This window comes from bacterium, from assembly GCA_019695305.1.
Lineage (GTDB): Bacteria > UBA10199 > UBA10199 > UBA10199 > JAIBAG01 > JAIBAG01.
On sequence record JAIBAG010000002.1, the window covers coordinates 86,155 to 104,484 of the forward strand.

At 46.2% G+C, this 18,330-nt stretch carries 7 protein-coding genes; all 7 read right to left on the minus strand.

Features of this window, described 5'->3' with window-relative positions; genetic code table 11:
• Positions 1-49 precede the first annotated feature (49 nt).
• The gene (locus K1X76_01885; GenBank protein MBX7147809.1) at positions 50-4,012 is read right to left on the minus strand and encodes a pyridoxal-phosphate dependent enzyme; all 3,963 of its coding nucleotides are present in this window, start codon (positions 4,010-4,012) and stop codon (positions 50-52) included.
• Positions 4,013-4,084: 72 nt separating this feature from the next.
• On the minus strand, positions 4,085-7,498 hold the full coding sequence (locus tag K1X76_01890; protein MBX7147810.1) for a hypothetical protein: 3,414 nt from the start codon (positions 7,496-7,498) through the stop codon (positions 4,085-4,087).
• A gap of 1 nt (position 7,499) precedes the next feature.
• Positions 7,500-14,297, minus strand: coding sequence for a 1-acyl-sn-glycerol-3-phosphate acyltransferase (locus K1X76_01895; protein ID MBX7147811.1), 6,798 nt, complete (start codon positions 14,295-14,297; stop codon positions 7,500-7,502).
• Positions 14,298-14,467: 170 nt separating this feature from the next.
• A complete protein-coding gene (locus tag K1X76_01900) occupies positions 14,468-15,904 on the minus strand; it encodes a hypothetical protein (GenBank protein MBX7147812.1) in 1,437 nt (478 codons plus the stop codon).
• A 283-nt stretch (positions 15,905-16,187) separates the two neighbouring features.
• Positions 16,188-16,598 (minus strand): type II toxin-antitoxin system VapC family toxin, encoded by a 411-nt coding sequence (locus tag K1X76_01905; protein MBX7147813.1) that lies wholly within the window; start codon positions 16,596-16,598, stop codon positions 16,188-16,190.
• On the minus strand, positions 16,595-16,834 hold the full coding sequence (locus K1X76_01910) for a type II toxin-antitoxin system prevent-host-death family antitoxin (protein MBX7147814.1): 240 nt from the start codon (positions 16,832-16,834) through the stop codon (positions 16,595-16,597). Before K1X76_01910 ends, K1X76_01905 begins: the two co-directional genes overlap by 4 nt.
• Before the next feature lie 53 nt (positions 16,835-16,887).
• Positions 16,888-18,327 (minus strand): amidase, encoded by a 1,440-nt coding sequence (locus K1X76_01915; protein ID MBX7147815.1) that lies wholly within the window; start codon positions 18,325-18,327, stop codon positions 16,888-16,890.
• Between the last annotated feature and the right edge of the window lie 3 nt (positions 18,328-18,330).

The window sequence follows — 18,330 nt, forward strand, 5'->3', positions numbered from 1 at the left end:
CAGAACTTTTCGCGCTATTAAATTACAAGCCAACTGTCAAGGCTGGCTTTTACTTTACTTCCAACGGTCTCCTGTCCCTCTCTTCTTCTCTAACCTCCGCGGCACGTGCTTCTTCGGCCATAAGCATCAATCTTTCCGCCGCTTTTCTTTCTTCACTGACGCGTACAGCTAAACCGGCAAGTGCCAAAAGACCCCTTTCACTCACTTTATCATGCCATTCTTTTAAATCTTGAGTATCGGCTTTTAAACCGGCATCCACAGTAGCTAAAATAAGTTTGGCTTCTGTATCTCCAACAAGAGTGGATCGCAAATAAAGCCGAACCGTATCCGCTATTGTATTCACTCTGTTTAATAAAACCTCATCGCCTCTTACTGCTAAAGCACGCCTTAAAGCCAGATAACGTTCATACTCCGGCGTATTTCTATCCACTTTCACACCCAACTCTTCATACAAATCAGCTAACGAACCGGGACCTATTTTTGCGGCTTCAACAGGGGTGGGCACTACCACTTCTCCATCTGCACCTCTTTCCACCCCGCCTCCTCCCCCTCCGGATGGGGGCGGAGAAGGTTTTTCCTCAAACGCTCTCAGGATGGCCGGTAAAATAACAGCATCCATCACATCTGCATGCCAGCGAACAGTATGCGACCCATCCACTTTTAAATCGGTCACGTGCTGATAAACTTCTCTTGCCCCATTCACCACATCATCATTTCCAGTCCAATGATCGTTGGAAGCATGAATTACCAACACCGGCGTGGGTGACAGATGACCATCATCGGCCAAAGCATGCGAATAAAGATAAGCATCGGCTACAGTAGCGCTGGTGTTGCCTAGTTGATAATTAACCGTAAACCCTCTAGCCATCCAGTCTTGAGGCTGGTACGGAATAAAACGCATGAAATCGATGGGAGTATCTGTGCCCGGCACAATAATACTGCGGCTGATTCTTCTAAAATAATCACGTGATACTCCCGGCGGCAAATTTTCGGGAAGTAATTTTTTGCTGTATTCACTTAAACGCAACGCAGGAGCCAATAAACAAATGGCCTTAAACGCCTTGGGATGCAACTGTGATAAAAGCGTTAACAGCAAACCGCCGCGCGAGTAGGCATAACCCACCAAAGGCAAATCTTTTAAACGAGCATCTTGTTGAATGTAGAGCAACACACGGGATAAATCGTGAACCGTACTCCCGGCCGAATCCATGTAGCCACCCACACCCAGAGGTTTCCCCGAAAAACCGTCTCCTCGTACATCGGCCGCCACTACCGTATAACCTTCGGCCACAAAGCGATCTATTTCCTGATTATACATGGCCACTGTTTCGTAACCACCCGGCACCAGCATCACTACACCGCGCGAAAATCCTGTTGGTTGATGCACTTCGGTATAAATATTGATGGGATTCCCTTGCACATCGGGAGCACCTTCTAAATTTAAAAAACTTACACGATGCGCTTCTGTATTCATTTGAAGGGAGCGCAAAAAAGAAAAACGCATCAAATCGTCATCCACCGGTAATTCTGCAGAAGCCCAAGCCATAAAGGGATTCCACTGTGTATAGGCTTGGTCAAAAACCTCCTGCGTGGCTTCTGCATTACCGCTCACTTCACGGTAATAATCCAAAAAACCGGCCTGTCTTTTTTCAATTTGCTGACGGTTTAAATCTCTAAAATAAATTTCATCGGCAAGCGTAGGAAAAGGATTTTGAACTTTTCTATCAAAATCAACCTCAATGGGCCTTAACTCTGCATCTACTGTATTGTCGGCCTGCGCATTTGGCGAACGCCTCATAAAAACATCGTACCAAAACGCTAATTTTTCAATCATCTCGGAAGCACTGATCTGTCCTTTATAAAAACCAAAAAGCTGGGGCATCACACGTGCCAATACTTGAGGGTCATTCAACATCATGGAGCGATTTTCTTTTATATATACAAAATCACTTGCACCCAACGCTTTTTCCACCACCGCTTTTACTTCTTTCCATTTACCGTCCAAAAAGCCATCAAGCGTTTCAAGTCTTAAAGCATCAAGGCTTGATGCCTCTTTCCACGAAGCTCCGTCGCTCATGAGCAATGCTCTTATTTCGTTGCGCCCGGTGGAGGTTTGAATAAGCTCGTTTAAAAGAGCAATATGAAAACCGCTATTTTCTTGTATGCGCAAGGCGGTGCGCCACAAGGTGATACCGCGATAAAAATCGAGATCATCCAATATCCAGCCTTTTAACGCATAGGCCCTGTCCATGGTGCTTTGATCAATATTGCTGCCCGATACACTGAGCACCACACGCTGCCCCTGCATATTGCCAATAGCCCCATTCATCATAGCGGCTACGGCACTGGCACCGGCGCCTTCAATTTGACGCGCGCGGCTTTCGCCGTTTGCGGTGTACCAGGGCTGGCTATCCATCAGCACCAAGGCTTCGGCCACTTCATCGTTGGTGACAATAGCTGCTTCGGCTCCTATTTGCATGGCCTGGTTAAATGTATACACACCCGGGTTAGGAACTGCCGTGCCATCGGCAAAATTACGGTCTTCGGCCATTTCAAATTCTTCGGGCCACACATCCAGCCGGCCTAAACTTAGCGAACGCTCAAACACAGGAGCTTTGTCGTCGTTAACACCCACTACGCGCACATCGGGATTAATAGATGTTAAATACGTGCCGTCACCGGCTAGCTTCCCACCGCCGCCAAACGGCACCACATACACAAAAGCACCTTGTATCAGTGACGGCTCCTGCGCCAGTAATTCCATGGCATCAGTCCCTTGCCCCACACTGGTTAGAGGATGATCGTAAGTGGGAACCAGTAATGGTTTTACCTCGCTCCATTGTGGAACGGTATCGCCAGGATACAAAATAACCGGTTGATCTTCGGCAGTGGCTCTATCAATACGAGCCTGCGTTTCATCCCAGGTGCCAGGATTGTAAGGTAAATATAAAATAGGTTTCCCTTTGGCATTAATAAGAGCCAGTTGTGATGCAACACCGTCAGTTGCCATGGCCTGAGCTGTTTCAAACGCTTCGGGAAAACCGTGTCCGGCCAACAGTACAATGGCACCGTTAGCGGCACAGGCCTCAATTTTTTTACGTTGGGTTTGGGGATCGTTGGGTAATACTAAAAGAGCCGATTGATAGCCCAATAAATTGGAAGCGCGAATAACACCCTGAGCATGATTACCATGGCTAGCAGCCACCACCGGTGTTTCGGCAGGCACCACTTCTTCCCACAGGCGCATGTAATCCATAAAATTAAAGGCGCCGCGCACCTTAAAGCTGCGCTGATTTTGCAAACCTTCATCTTTTACATAAACAGTTTGCGCCCCAATCCACTGTGCCAGCCACGGCGACTGGACTACCGGGGTAATAATAGCCGGCGCTTCGGCCGATCCACCAGTTTGCCCGCGCACACTGCTCCAGGCAAAAAGCTGGGCATCGCGGCTAAAATCGGCGGGTGGTTTTTCGGCTGGAGGGCGTGTATCAAAGCGGCTTTTTAAATAGAGCAATTCCAAACGCGACACCATATTGATGTCGTCGGCATCAACCAAATCAAAAATTTCGTTTGCTACAACATCTGATGGATCACCACGACCCTTGACATAATAAATACGCATCTGCGTTGTTTGGTGATTGCCTTCGTTATCAACAAGAGTGGTAGAAAAAGAATCTTCATATCCAATAAATTTATCGCCAAAAATATTAATCCGTTCACGCACAAAGGCATCGGGATCATCGGTAAGCTTAATGGTTTGTATACGATGAGCTTCATCAACAATGTAAATGCTGTATGTGCTTTTATTTAAAACAGGATACGGGCTTTGAAGCTCTAAGTTGGGATTTTGCCCGCTAACGGGCACACGTCCGGCATACACATCGCTTAAGCCGTACAAAAAAACAGGATTATAAAATCCGTTTTCACGAGGCAGGCTTTGTGTGGGATGCTCCCAAAAGTTGGGCGATACTCCGCGTGGAGGAGTGCCCAGTGCTACACCATCTTTGCCCATTTTGCCCTTTAAAAGACTGCCCCAGAAAGAATGTGACCCCTAATAAACTAATACAAAACTGTCAAAATAAAATTAGCGTGCCTCTCTTAACAACTCGCGTTCCCGCTCACTTGTTTCTTCATCTCTTTGCTCAATTTCTCTGGCTTCTTCCTGTGCCAGACGTGCTTCGTCCATTTGAACTCGCTTTACACGCAAGCTTTCCACGGTTTGAGCTAACGCTATTAAGCTAGCGCCTCTCATTTTTTGCTCTAAATCGGCTAAATCATCGGGTTTATCGGCTACTAGCGCTTCCAAACTTCTTAACACAACTTCAATTTCGGCATTGCCCAGAGTTCTCGATCGCATATAAAAGCGTACCGATAAACTTAAACTATCGACCAAGCGATTTTCTTCTGCAGTACCACTTACCGCCAGCGCCCGTCTAAAAGACATATAACGCTCATAAGGATTAGAAAACTCATGTAACTGGTTTTCCTCATACACACGCACCAGAGACGAGGTTGTACCGCTTCCACCCGAAGTATTGCCGCCAGAAGATGGAGTTTGATAAGCAATAACAGCCGCCGGTGCAGCAGGTGCTAGAGCCGCAACAGACACTCTCCCTCCAGACGGCGGATCACGATCGGGGTCGTTATCGTCATCGGGAGTAATGGTTCTAAAAAGTTCCACCACCTCTGCAGGGGCCAGCACACGGGCTTCGGCCGACACCGGACGTTCATCGGGAGGCATGTTAAGCCCCAGCTTTTTTAAAACTTTTGGATTAAGAGCGGCTTCAATTTGAAAAGTATCCTGAATGGTTTTACCCAAATAACTTAAAAGCTCGGTGGTGGTGGAAACTTTAAACATACCGCTTGCCACCGAAAGCGTCACTTCCAGGTTATACATGGTGGTGGTTATTTGCTCTGGGGTAAGAACTCCTCCTTCGGCTTGAAGACGTTCAAAATAACCCTGCGCACGACTAAGCCAAAATTGTAAAACCATCAAACGCCGTGTTACCTCGTAATAATTGCCTCTATCCGAATTGATTTGGGCCAACAGAGTTACAATTTTATCAAAACCATGGGTAAAAAAATTGTCGGGTAACGTTTTTCCGCGACTTAACCCAGCTCGCGAAAGCTCCACATTCGTTTTCATTTCCAAAACAGCACCCTGAAAACGCTCCACCCATTCATCGGGTAAGCCCCAAACCGCATCAAGCCCGTCTGCAGCTTCAACAGTACGGGTTTCTTCGGGCGGAATAACAGGGTCTTGCCCTTGGTAGCCCGCCAAGGCCAAATAAAAAAGAGGATCCAGCGTCAAACCTGCACGACCGGAAAAATCATCCAAACGGGGAGCGCCCTGCCGGCCTTCCTGTGCACGATCGCCCTTCCATTTTTCGGGATAAACAGTGTCTCTAAAACTCTCAAAATCCATATCATTGACCTGAAAATCAACATAGGCACGCGCAATTACTTTATCAATATAACCATCACGCGGGTTACGCGTTCCCTGCGCGGGCGTTACGGTGCCATCGGCATTCTTAATTTGACCACTCACAATATCGCCAATTAATTGTTTTAAGGCCCCCACACGTCGTGCAGGGAATTCCTGGGTAAGAATAGCCCGGTAACGAGCACGAATGGCGAGCATTCCTTTGAAATCTTCGGGTGAACACATGGTGATATCCATCCGTAAACCATCCGGTGATCTTAAGTGATCTACCGAAATACCTTCTTCTGCCAAAATGCGCACAATAATTTCTTCGGATGCCGCAATCATTTCCAGTATGGCCTGGGTTAACTCGCGATTTAATGCAGCAAGAGTATGTTGATTGATATCGGCGTCGCTTAAATCAAGCACCCGGTCCATGAAATAACTTCCCAGGTAATAGGTAAGAAAATTTTTATTGGCGCCGCCCGCCATAAGATAGGCTGCCATTTCGTAACTTTGCACAAACTCCACATCGTTAATCAGCGAACCATTTGTCCACAAAGCTCTTCCATTGTCTCCCACCTGTGCCGGCGTATACACATGCTTCATGGCCTCCAACGCCTCGGCCGATTCACCGGCAAAAGTCATCCACACGGGCTTACCCGCCAAAATATCGGGCGCACTAAAATAACCGCCTTCCACCACCAAGGCACGGGCCAAATCGGGATATCCAGCTTGTACCAGATATTCGTGCGCCACCAAATACGGGATGCGCCCCTGCAAATCGTAAGCTTTGGCAGGCGTTGCCAGCGCTTTTGTGTGGGGGGCAATAATGCGCAAAAAATCGGGATCGGCCAAAGTACTTACCAGCTCACTGGCTTTGGTATTCACATAAATAACTTCTGCCGGATGTTCTGCCAAATATGCATTTCTCTGAGCATCGTTTACAAAATAAATACCACGTCCAACCTGGTTAAGTGGAGTAGCACCAAAAGCTCCAATTAAAGTTCCCTCGTTGTTGGCTTCCCACACAGGGGCTAGTCTTCGGGATGATGCAGTCACTCTAAAATCTAAAGGGAGCTCTCCCAAATCCATAAGGCGTCTGGCATAATGCAATTGGGCCACCATGGCGCCACCACCAATAGAAAACGCATGATTGGAGGCACTGTTGTTAGGCTCGTAACGTCGCAAAATAGTGGATACCGGATCAAAATACTGAAAACCTGCTGTAACCGGTGCAGAGATTGAAGCTTTTAGTGCAACTTGACGCATTTGACTCACAAGTAAATCGAGCTTATCAAAAATTTGCGTTCTTTGGTTATCGGCAATACGAACAGACGACAAGGTATTAAAGCGTACCCGCACTTTTTCTAAAAATTCACCCAAACTTAAATCACCGGAATCGGCAGAAATATCTACCAGTGCTGTATATAAGGCTTTAAACTCGGGATTACTTTCTAACAAGGCAGTAATCCCTTCTTGAACTTTTCTGGTATCCCACACTCCGCTTACCAAGCCAGAAACATTTCCATGCACCACATCGTTTACAGTTCCACCGTTAAAAAGCAAAACGCGTGGCTCTTCCATGGGGTCACCATGAATGACAACAGAAAAACTTACATCACTAAACGTGGCCGACAGCGTTTGTAATTGTTCTAGTACAGATTGATTAGGACCTAATGTATTAAAATTATATTGGTCTACTTCAAAATTTAAAACACGTCCTGAAGAACTCGCATCGTTAACACGCGCCCCAATAAAGTCGGCCAGCTTTTGCCAGCTGTGAATACCCGTACCTATAGTGGCATAATATTTTTCACCAAATTCGTTGACGCGCATTTGATAAACATCACCTAAATTAGAATAGGCAATACCGTTTGCGCCAAACGAGGTTACAACTAAATGCGAGGGAAAAGCTTCGGGATAGCTAGGAGGAACATACTCATCTTCAACCGGTAGAATAAGCCCAGGACGCCCTTCGTCTGGTGGAGATGCAGTCGGAGTAAGCGGATCTCCAACATCTGAAACAGGTCCACCGGAAGTAACAGAACCAATTGGAGGAGGATTGCCCGGCATATTACCTTCCTCTTACTTCTCTTAATCGTTCTTCTTCACGCGTTTCACGATCACGCAGTTCTTCCAAACGGTCGCGGGCTTGTGCAATACGCGTTTCTAATTCTTGCTTCTTAACAGCATCTGTAACACTTTCAACAAGCACACCCATAAAATGAATTTGAGCTAATAATTCCACTTCACGGGTACCATAAATCTGCTCATCCGCCAAAACACGATCGGTAACTTTAAGAAGCAAACGGGCTTCTTCATTACCAACCGTAGAAGCACTACGACTAGCACAAATAAGCCTTACAATAGGATCTAATACAGGTGTAATGCTATAAGGGTCGCTTACCGCCAATGCCCTTCTGATGGCCAGGTAACGCTCATAGTCATTCGCATAACTCTCAGGGGTTATTTTCAAAACACGGTACAGATCATCAAGTGACCGTATATCTGTAAAAGAAACACGCGCCGTAGGCGTGGGACTGCTAACAGCGGCAGCTCTTGCTGCCGCTAGATCTACTACTGCAGCACCCCCTTCAGAAGGAGAAAGAGGCGTAAGATCACTTTCATTCAAATCATCGGGCCCATTGGGAGAATCGGGACCAGAAACCAAAGGAGCTACTCTCATAGCCCCCAAATCGGCCATATCACGATTGTTATCGGCAAAAATAGTGAGCTCTCCAATATTATTATTGGTAAACGTAGAAGGACGCACACCATCCGTCATTAAGCTACGACCATCCGGAAGAGCATCCACATCAACAGGTGTTACCACGTAATGAACTTCAGCGGGTCGCATGCCCATGGGTTTATCGGGCTTAGAACCAATTTTATGTCCCCCTCTTTTAATGTTACGCTCCATTTCATAAGCGCCCGTACCACGCAAAGCCCGCGCGCCTTGCATGGCAGCAACCGATTTACCAAATCCTGGAAGTTCCATGCCGGTAGTACGTTCTACATCCAGCAAATCACCGGGATTAACAATGGCATCTAAACTTAATTCGGAAGGAACAGCCATAGTGGCCGCGCCATAAATGAGCGTATCTTGTCCACCGGCCCGGAGGAGCGGACCCGTACTCACACCCCGCGTCATCACATCAATCACACTGCCCGTAATGGGAGCCTGTTCACGCGTATTGGGCATAGGACTACCAATTAAAGAAACTCCAGCACCAATTCCAGGAGGCATTTTTTCACCCAAATCGAGTTTGGCCATGAGAGGACGATGCGGTTTGCGAGCCACTTCGGGACCATAATCACCCCACCAACCGGTGTTATGGCTGGAATTTGAAAAACTTAACGTACCCGGCAACGCCTCTTGGGGCGTACGATCTAAAAAGCGGTAATGATGATAGCGAGTGCTAGTTTCAAGCCCCCAACGCCCCACGGGTTCGGCAATGACATCGGCAGGTAAACCTTGCTCTAACATCCACACGCCTTCTGTTACAACAGGCGCCACAAATTCGCCAATATAACGTCCAAAAGTATCGCGTGCCCGCTCACGATGTGTGTTGGCATTGTATGTGGGCGTCAGCTTTTCGGTAAAAGCCGTCATCATGTAACTTAAAGGTGCCGATAAATTCCAAGTAGGATCCATACCCTGCCGTGCTTGCTGCGCTCCCACCACCAAATTAGTGGTGGCTAAGGCCACCTGTTCCAATTTTCTGTTGTAAGTAATCAAATGGCCCGGATGAGGATTGGTACCTTCAATGAGTTGAGGATTGGCCACATTGTCGATATGAGAAAGCTGAAAAGCCTGATGCTGTTCTAACTCTGTCATGGCTTTATCCCAGGCTCTTTGCCCTTTTATATAACGCGTGATACCAAATTCCATCGACTGTTCCTGAGAGCTTAATGAAGCTCGTAATGTTGCAGCCTGGGCTGTTAAAGACGTTATTCTATCGGCATGCTGATTTGTTTTGGTGGCTTTGTCGGTCGCTTTCAGCTCTTCAATTTCAAGTACAATACCGGCTAATTCTGTAACACGAGCCACACCGTTTTTAATGCCAGCGTCTTTCAATTGTGCATCCATGTCGGCCACATAACCATCGGCCACCATCTTTAACGCTTGTGCCTCCTGGGTGAATAAGTCATAAACGGTTTCAGCTTTCCAACGCCTATAATCAATATAATCGGCAACATTCCCCTCACGACGTTCTCTTTCGGCAAACGCCCAAGTTCTTCTTTCGGTTTGATAACGGGCATGCGCGTCTAAAACGCTTTCCATACCAGTCATAGAACTCGCCGCTTCACCCACATACCGTATAGCAGCAGGAACCAAACGCAAACCCGCTTCACCAGTAAATAACGCCACCGCTTCGGTAATAAGAGCACCCCGTAAGCGTTCTTGCGTGAGTCTCATGTCGTAGGTAGGATTGGCCGGTAAACTTAAGCTAAAGGAATGATAATCGGTATAAGCATTTTCATAACGCGCATAATTACTTTTTGATTCGGGATGATCATTTCCATATTGTTCAACTATTGCATGCAATTCATCGGCGGGATGTTTTAGTAAAAAATCCTGAGCACCATACAAAGCCATTAAATTTACCTGAAGGCTGCGTGCATTACCGGGCACGTCTAACAACGCCCTTACAGCACTTACATACTGCTGTCTTAATTCCAAATTATCACTGCCTCTGTCTTCTTGTAATTGGGTATGCAAGGTCAAAATACCTATAACTTCAGACGTACGTCCAAAAGTGTTTGTTAAAACATATTCCAAATAATGATGAGGAATAGCGTAACCCACCTCGGCACGATCGAAATAACTAAACGTTTCGTGCGAGGCTGCCAAACCCGACACTTGGGAATACTGCTCGTAGGCTTTTTGCACATCAAAACGCGCAGCCTCAAGTTGTGCTGTAGAAGCGCCCTCCGCAACCAACGACCCCAACTTTGCCTCGGCAGCAAGCAAATCTTGCCAGCGTGCGTTTTGTTCTTCATTTCCGTTTACAGGGCCCGTAGTAATCCACACGCTCTCGCGTGCATCACGCACAACGGCATAGCTTGTATCATCCAGCACCACACCCGCTTCTTTGGCTTGATCTACAGTTTGTTGATATAACGCTGTGTAGGTATCACGCGCTTCACGAACAGGAGCGTCATCCAAAGCAACATCGCTTGTGTTAAATTTTAAAGCTTTATCTGCGCCCTCCACCAGGGCATTTAAATAATAGAGGGTATATTGTGTAAAACGAGCCACAGCATCAGCCCCTGCGGGGCCGTACAATTCTGCAATACGGGCCTTTAAGACTTCGGGAACTTCTTCAAAATGATAATTATTGGCAATAGCACTTAAGGTTTCTACCACCACAGCCTTATCTACCTCGGGCAACTGATAGCGCGGATTACGCGAAACCGAATCTACCGCTTCAGCAATGGCCCCACGTGTGAGAGAAAAAGGTTGATTGCCTAACGCACGCGAAAGAGAACCCAAAAAACGAGCCACGCGGTATTTTAAACCCTGGCCAAATCGTTCTCTTAATCCGGCATCGTTTTGGTAGGTATAGCCGCCCAAAAGTGCAAACAGCTTTTTAACCAGTTCCCATTTTGCCCCCACATATTCCAGAGCGTAACGCATTCTTTCCTGAGGCGTATACATGGACGCTTCAAGAGGTGCCGTAGGAATGGCCGGATGAATTTTACCCAGCACGCCTTGAAAAACACGCAAAGGTCGCGATACTGGTTTTTTTGCTTCTTGGGGATTACGCGAAACCGGTTGGCGTGGTTGAAGCACCTCGCTACCTTGGCTTGCTACCGTTTGTATTTGTTCACTGTCTTGAGGACTAAGACGTATTCCTAAATCTTGCCAGGCCACTCTTAAATCTTCGGTTAATACCGCTACCGCTTCATCTCTATTCATGCCGGTATAATTTGTAATAGGGAGAGGCTCACCAACTTGTACCGTTACGGTTTGCTGTGTACCAATTCTTAAATCCACACCTGTTCCGGTAACCTTGCCAATACCTTCCAAATGAACAGGCACAACATCTAGCCCCGCATCTACAGCAAGCCAGGCTCCACCTTTTTTAAGAGGTTCCTGAATACCATCTTGGCGGGCACCCCTTGCGTCTTTAGAATCTTTGCGCGCGCGCGTTCCCGGAAAAAAATGAATAAGACTGGGAGCACCAGGCCTAGCCAGCATTTCGGCGGTACGCTCTAAACGAGCAATAGACCCTTTGGTATCACCACGGTTAAGAGGCACAAAATAAGGCGAATAACGTAGCCCCACACCAAAGGTGTAACGCGCAATGGGATTACGCATCATTTCTTCTTTATACGTAATACCTGCAATTTGACCTTTGCCTAAAAGAAGACCTATAAGAATATGATATTCGGAAGGACTTTTATGATCGGGAGCAAAAAGTTGATTTTGGTCGCCGGCAATATTGTCCCAGCCCTTCACAACAACTTGTGTTTGTTGTTCCACAAGAGAAAGCGCAAACCAAACACCCAATAAACGATGAGCATCATCTAAACGACCGGCATCTACTAAAGCTTTAAACTCGGGTCCATAATCCACAAATATTTTCATCGATTTTAAAAGCGCTTTAAAAGACACCGATGATTTATCCATCCCAAAGCCTTTAGGTGTAATAACCAGCGATCCCTCTGCATCAAAACGGATATCCAAAATATCGTGCAAATCGGGCAACTCACCCGGTTTAATTTTAATTAAATTATCGGGAGGCGATAAATTTTGGTAAATTTGTTCTATACGGGGGTCGTAGGCTGCTGCATTGGCCGGCACCAGATGCGGCGGAGTTATCCCCGCTACCTCTACTTTGCAATTCTCTACATTAGAAAGAGCTGTAGCCACAATCCCGTGGGCTTCTTCTAGAACAGCCTGATAACGTCCGCTTGTAGTTAATGCTCTTTCAATATCTCCCTTGGCATGAATAATATCCACCACAGGTCGCGTGTACCCATCGTACATACGCCAACTTGAATGCTCTATGGGCGCTTCTTCGGCAACCAACTCGCTTTTGGTTTCTTTTTCATCAATCAGCTCGCCAAAAACATTGCCGCCCGATAAATCAACAATCACAGGTTTACCGGTTTGGGCGTATTTATCTTTAACCATCTTCACCACACGCATCAAAAAAACAGGATCGTAATCGTATTCACCCAAAATAATACCACCCATGCCTCCACCCAAAACGTAATCCACAACCTTGCCTTTGGTATCATCAATTAATACTCTATTGGCCTCGGCAGCATACGATTTAGAACCCAGCACACGGTCACCACGCGAAGGGGTGGTAAGGCTACGAGCCACGCGTACTCTTTCTTCGGGAGTAAGCTGGCTAAAATCGTAGCCTACAGCCTGAAAACGCTCTAAAGCTGCCAATTCACGCTGGGCCAAGCTTACATAAGTTACATTGTTGCCAAATGAATCTACTTCGGCTGTTGTAACATTTGGATCGGCTTGAGTTCGTAAAAACAAAACCAACCTTAAGGCCGCAAGACGCGGATCATTGGCAAAATCTTTAAGTCTGTCGGCAACTGTATGGCTGGCAAAATGAATAGCAGCTTGATCGCGAAGCGTTAACGCCAGGTAACTAATAATGAGCTTACGCAAACGCACATGTTCGGGGCCCCAGATAAAACGGGGCATGGTATAATCGTAAAGGGTTTTATCCAAATCGGTACGGATATCATCAGCCGTAAGCCCTTCAATAGTGAGTGTTTCACTCCAAATTTTCCAAATTTCTGCATCAAGAAGTGCACTATCACCTTCATCTAAATTACTCCAAAACTGAGGCACAATACTTCTTACAAATTCTAAAACCTGCGTTCTATTGCCTACATCTACCTGAGGGAAATGAGGTGTTGCTTGTCCAATGGGGCTTGTAGCGCGCTCTTCAAAAACCCCACTCTGCCAAACAGCCAAAAACTCGGATGCCGCCCGGCGATTAGGACGACTGCCAAAGGCCTCAATATAATAAAACAGATCTTCAACGCGTTTTCTATCTTCGGGGTTAGTTTCTAAATAACCCACCAAATCGGCATCGGTAGGCTGAGCCTCCATCACACCGCGTAAGCGGCCAATATCTTCCGCCACCTGGGCTCGTGCAGCCGGATGCTGACGACCCGATTTTTCATATTCAAAATTCACCTTGCTGGTAGCCACCATATTTTGCTCGGGCATTTCATCAAAAACCTGAATGGCATTTTGCAACACAATATTTAAACGATTGGCCACCGTTTCAGTTTCGGGAGCAATTTGTGCGGGCCACCAGTCGGTTACTCTTGCTCCCCATCGACCACGCAAAGAGGCCAAGCGATCGGGCAAATAATAACTGGCTGTAGACGTCAAAGACGCTGCCAAATAAGCCGGGCCATAAATAAACGCATCTACCGCATCCGAAAGCGGCCTACCCGCTGCTACGCGTAATCCGCGTATAAGCCCCAGATTGGGTTTATCAATATCTTTTAAAACAGAATTTAAGTCATCATGAGTAACGCCTCCTTGCACCTGCGCAAGTAAAGCCTGAGAACTATCATCTGTTATAGAAACACCCGTTAATTTAAAAAGGGTAAGAAGAGCCAAAGAAGAAGTTTGAGGAGCAATGTGTAAATAATGATCGGGTCTATTATTGCCAGCTTGAGCGGCTTTCCATAAATCACCGGCATCTACTTCGGTATCATACCCTGTTTCACCAGCAATACGGGCTGCCATATGAAATGTGCTGTCTTTGAGGACGGGATCGAGAGTACTAACCTCTTGTCCTAAAAGCTCGGCAAGAGCGTTGCCCCATTGCTGATAATTGAGCGCCCATGGATGCGCTTTATCCGTAGAGTTTGACATAGAAAATTTCTGTGTGAGTTAAATGCCGTAAAAAACTCACAAAGGTTCTTAAAAAGATATTTGTAAATAAAATGCCCAAACAACAATGCTAGTCGTTCTGATTATTTATCGGAGGGTTTACTAAAAAGTTGCTAGTTTCGACAAGATTTTTTCACAAGAATGTCACATACTTACGGGGCTACCCGTAAACGTTCTTCTACCCTATCTCTTTCGACTTCACGGGCCGCCTCTTCTGTAGCCCTTAAAGCCGCTTCTCGGGCTTCTTCCAGCTCTCGGAGCGTTTGCCTAAAAGCAACCACTCTTTGGGTAACCCTTTCCAACACAACAGGATTTACTTGGGATAAGTTTTTTAATGGATCGTCATTGTCACGCAATAAAGCATCTAAAGAACCCAATACTAGACTAGCTTCTGTTTCTCCAAAACTTGTAGGCCGCGCCGCAAAACGTACCGAGGCACTAACGGTAGAAACAAGTTGATAAAAATTATCGCCACGTACCGCCACAGCACGCATAAGGGCCTGATAGCGATCGTAGTCCGTATCGTACGTTTGCGGTTTAACACCTAACTCACGGTATAAATCATCCAGCGATTGCGGACGCGCCAAGTCTGTAGGGCCATCAGCTTGAGGTCCGGCTGCAATTTCAGAAGCACGATCATCTACTCCTTCTTCAGCAATAACCTCTGGGCGTGCTACTCTTCCACCGCCCGGGCGGGAGGGATCGGTATCGTCATCCTTAATGTTTTTTACCCAAGTATTTTGAGCACTTTCAATAAAACCTTGTTCGGTTAAAAACAAAATTGTTTCTTGTACATTTTTTGCGTACTCTAGGGTTCCATCATACACAACCAACAACCGGCCCTCTTTAACTTGCACCTTAACAACTCGGCACCCAGCTATTTGCGGCGTAAAATGATTGAAAAAATAATAAAGCGCTTCTGTATCCATGCTGCCGCGATAAGCACTACCTGTAGCCAGCATGGGATGGTTGTAATATAATCCGCTGGAAGGACTTCTTAAACCGGTTAAATAGATACGACCACGTTCTAACCCCTGTAAAAACAAACTAACGTGATAACTTGTTTGCTTTGAACCTAGTAGCGTGAGCAAACCTGTTAAAACAGAGCTGGTACGGGCAATACGATAAAAACCAACAGCATCCGACTGGTAGGCGTACTGGTTTTCTTCGGCCAAATTATGCAAGTCTACCGAAGCTTGATGCAAACGCAGCAAAGCTAAAGGATCAAGAGCTGCTGCTTCGGCACCGTGAGCCTGTAAAAAAGAATCCACAGATTGCGCATAGCTTTCAATAACCTCTGTTAAAAAGCTGTACTTTCCATAAACATAAGACCTGTCGGTTCCTTCTTCAAAAGCGCGCACTTCAAACGTGCGCTCTTCTCCCTCTGGCATATTAACCAACAAATGCTGTCTTATTCTGGCCGCCGGCTCAACACCCTCACTTAATAACGCCCATTGATGCCGCGCCATCTCAACCAACACGGGATCCACACTATCAGGAGTCCAACCTTCGGGCACATCATCGGTATGACTCGTGACATAGTGATAAACATACTGCAACTCGGCAGGAGATAAAGTAACGCTCGGCATAACAATCCTTTCGGAAAAATTTTAAATTTTTATGATTTAACCTTCGACTTGACCCCTTTGCCCAGAAATGAAGGTAGGTGGGCTATAGTTCAAATAAGGTAAAAACGTCAAGGGGGTTTAGAGAAAGAGAGGGTAGAGAAAATAATTTGGGAGCACCTCTAAAAACCATGGTTTTGCCCATCTGTCATCCTGAACGTAGTGAAGGATCTCAAGTAATTTCAACGGGATTCTTCGCTTTGCTCAGAATGACATCCTCTAAAAAAAGGAGTTTTTAGAGGTCCCCTTAAGAAAAAACTTTAATTTTGGCTTCACTACAGGCCTTTATTAATGCTTTATCTTTGGTGGCCAGAGCACAATCCATATGATGAGCCAGCTCCAAGTAACTGGCATCATAAAAAGTGAGTAGGTGTTTGCGGGCAAAAGCCAGAATATCGTCCAGGCGATGCTCTACCTGAAGGGTATCCACCGTAAAAGGATACATTTTTAAGGTGCGAATAAATTGATTGGAATGAGCCGACTTCATTCTTTTTTTTCTTTCGGCCACCACCAAAACATTACTTATTTCAAACCACCATAAAACAGGAACAACCAGTTCGTAACGGGTTATTTCATTTAAAATTTTATCGGCTTCTTCAGATATCTCGTCTTCAAAACACCACGACATGGCAATGGAACAATCGATAACAAGCTTCATCGACGGCCTTCGTTTATCAGTTTTTTAAGACTGAAGCCTTTAAGCTTGTTTTTTTGACGGAGGGATTTTAGTTTTTGAATCATGGGGCTAAAGTCCCCGTTTTCTTGACCTCGGGGAGGAACCAGCATAGCCACAGGCTGTCCATGCTTGGTAATAGTAATCACCTCTCCTTTAGCCACTTTTTTAAGAAGCCCAGGAAGATTAGTCTTAGCGTCATATGTTCCGATGTAAACCATAATTCTAGTCTTAATCTAGTCTAAATTATTAAGAGGCATTTGTCTATGCTTATTTAAAGAGCAGGCATCACCCAGCCGCCAAAGCGACGCTCCAGCTCTTGGGCTACCGCAATGGTAATATGATCGTTACCCGGGCTAGAAACCACCTGAACACCCAGCGGCAAGCCTTGCGGATTAAGGCCCAGCGGCACCTGGGTAACGGGAAATTCAAGTGTGTTAAAAATGGCCATAAAGGCCCAGTGAAACGTGCGCCACAAGGGTTCATAATGACTGGGGGCCGGCACCGAATAGGAAGGGAACAAAATAATACCGTCTGGTCCCAGCATGCGCATGAGTTTTTCTTTTAAATTTTTTCCCAGCTTCACATGATTCTCCACGCGTTTTTCAGAAAACGCCGAAATACTTTCTAAAAGAGGCAACACAATGGCCGGAAGTGTGTGATGCGACATGCGAAACATCCATTTAAAAAATTCTTTAAATGGTTTAATGGCCACACCACCACCCAGCATTTTAATGGTGGGCTCTCCTTTTGCTGCCGCCATAAACGACGACCAAATATCGAGGCTCTTTTTGAATTCAAATACCTGATGCTCTTCTACACTGGCCCCCAAAAGCGACAAGTGACGCGCCACCTTGTTTTGCACACCCAGCAAATCGTCACTCACCTTAATACTGCCGTCGCCGTGAATGTTAAATACTTTCAAATCCGAAATTTTTACTTTGTTGGGGTTAACCAATTTAAAAGTTTCACAACAGGAATCACGCTCATCGGGGCCGGCCATAATTTTAAGCATGGGCCATAAATCTTCACTTTTACGAGCCATAGGACCTGTTACCAAACAACGGCCAATACCCGATGCCACCGGTGGGAAATGGCCTGTATTAGGCACTAAACCACCTGTGGGTTTGTGTCCAAAAATACCGTTAAAAAAAGCAGGAAGCCTGATGGAACCGGCTAAGTCCGACGCCACACCTAAAGGAGAACCACCAGCACCAATAATAGCACCCTCGCCGCCCGACGAACCACCCACCGTACGCTTGGTGTTGTAAGGATTATTGGTCATCCCGTACACTCTATTGTTGGTTTCTACCCACAGACAAATTTCGGAGGTATTGGTTACTCCCACAACAATGCCACCCGCCTTTTTCATACGGGTTACCGTTGTGGAATCTTCACTTGCTTTTACATCTTTGCGATACACAGTACCGGCGGTATTGGGCATGCCGTCTACGGCAAAACATTCTTTCACGGTAAAGGGGACTCCATGATAGGACCCCAGTTTCTTTTTGGCTTTTACGGCGCGATCGGCCGCCTTTGCTTCGGATAACGCTTCATCGTAACGTTTACCTACTACGGCGTTTATTTTTCCGTTAACCGCTTCAATATGCTCTATATGAGTTTTTACACAATCAACAGACGACACAACACCATTGCGGATTAGCTCCGCCATTTGCAAACCCGATAATTGAAGAAGTTCTTTGCCCCTCAACATTCA

Bases quoted from the DNA above. Each gene is read 5' to 3' on its own strand.
- K1X76_01890 (MBX7147810.1), bottom strand. From the start codon at position 7,498: ATGCCGGGCAATCCTCCTCCAATTGGTTCTGTTACTTCCGGTGGACCT.
- K1X76_01885 (MBX7147809.1), bottom strand. From the start codon at position 4,012: ATGGGCAAAGATGGTGTAGCACTGGGCACTCCTCCACGCGGAGTATCG.
- K1X76_01915 (MBX7147815.1), bottom strand. From the start codon at position 18,327: ATGTTGAGGGGCAAAGAACTTCTTCAATTATCGGGTTTGCAAATGGCG.
- K1X76_01895 (MBX7147811.1), bottom strand. From the start codon at position 14,297: ATGTCAAACTCTACGGATAAAGCGCATCCATGGGCGCTCAATTATCAG.
- K1X76_01900 (MBX7147812.1), bottom strand. From the start codon at position 15,904: ATGCCGAGCGTTACTTTATCTCCTGCCGAGTTGCAGTATGTTTATCAC.
- K1X76_01905 (MBX7147813.1), bottom strand. From the start codon at position 16,598: ATGAAGCTTGTTATCGATTGTTCCATTGCCATGTCGTGGTGTTTTGAA.
- K1X76_01910 (MBX7147814.1), bottom strand. From the start codon at position 16,834: ATGGTTTACATCGGAACATATGACGCTAAGACTAATCTTCCTGGGCTT.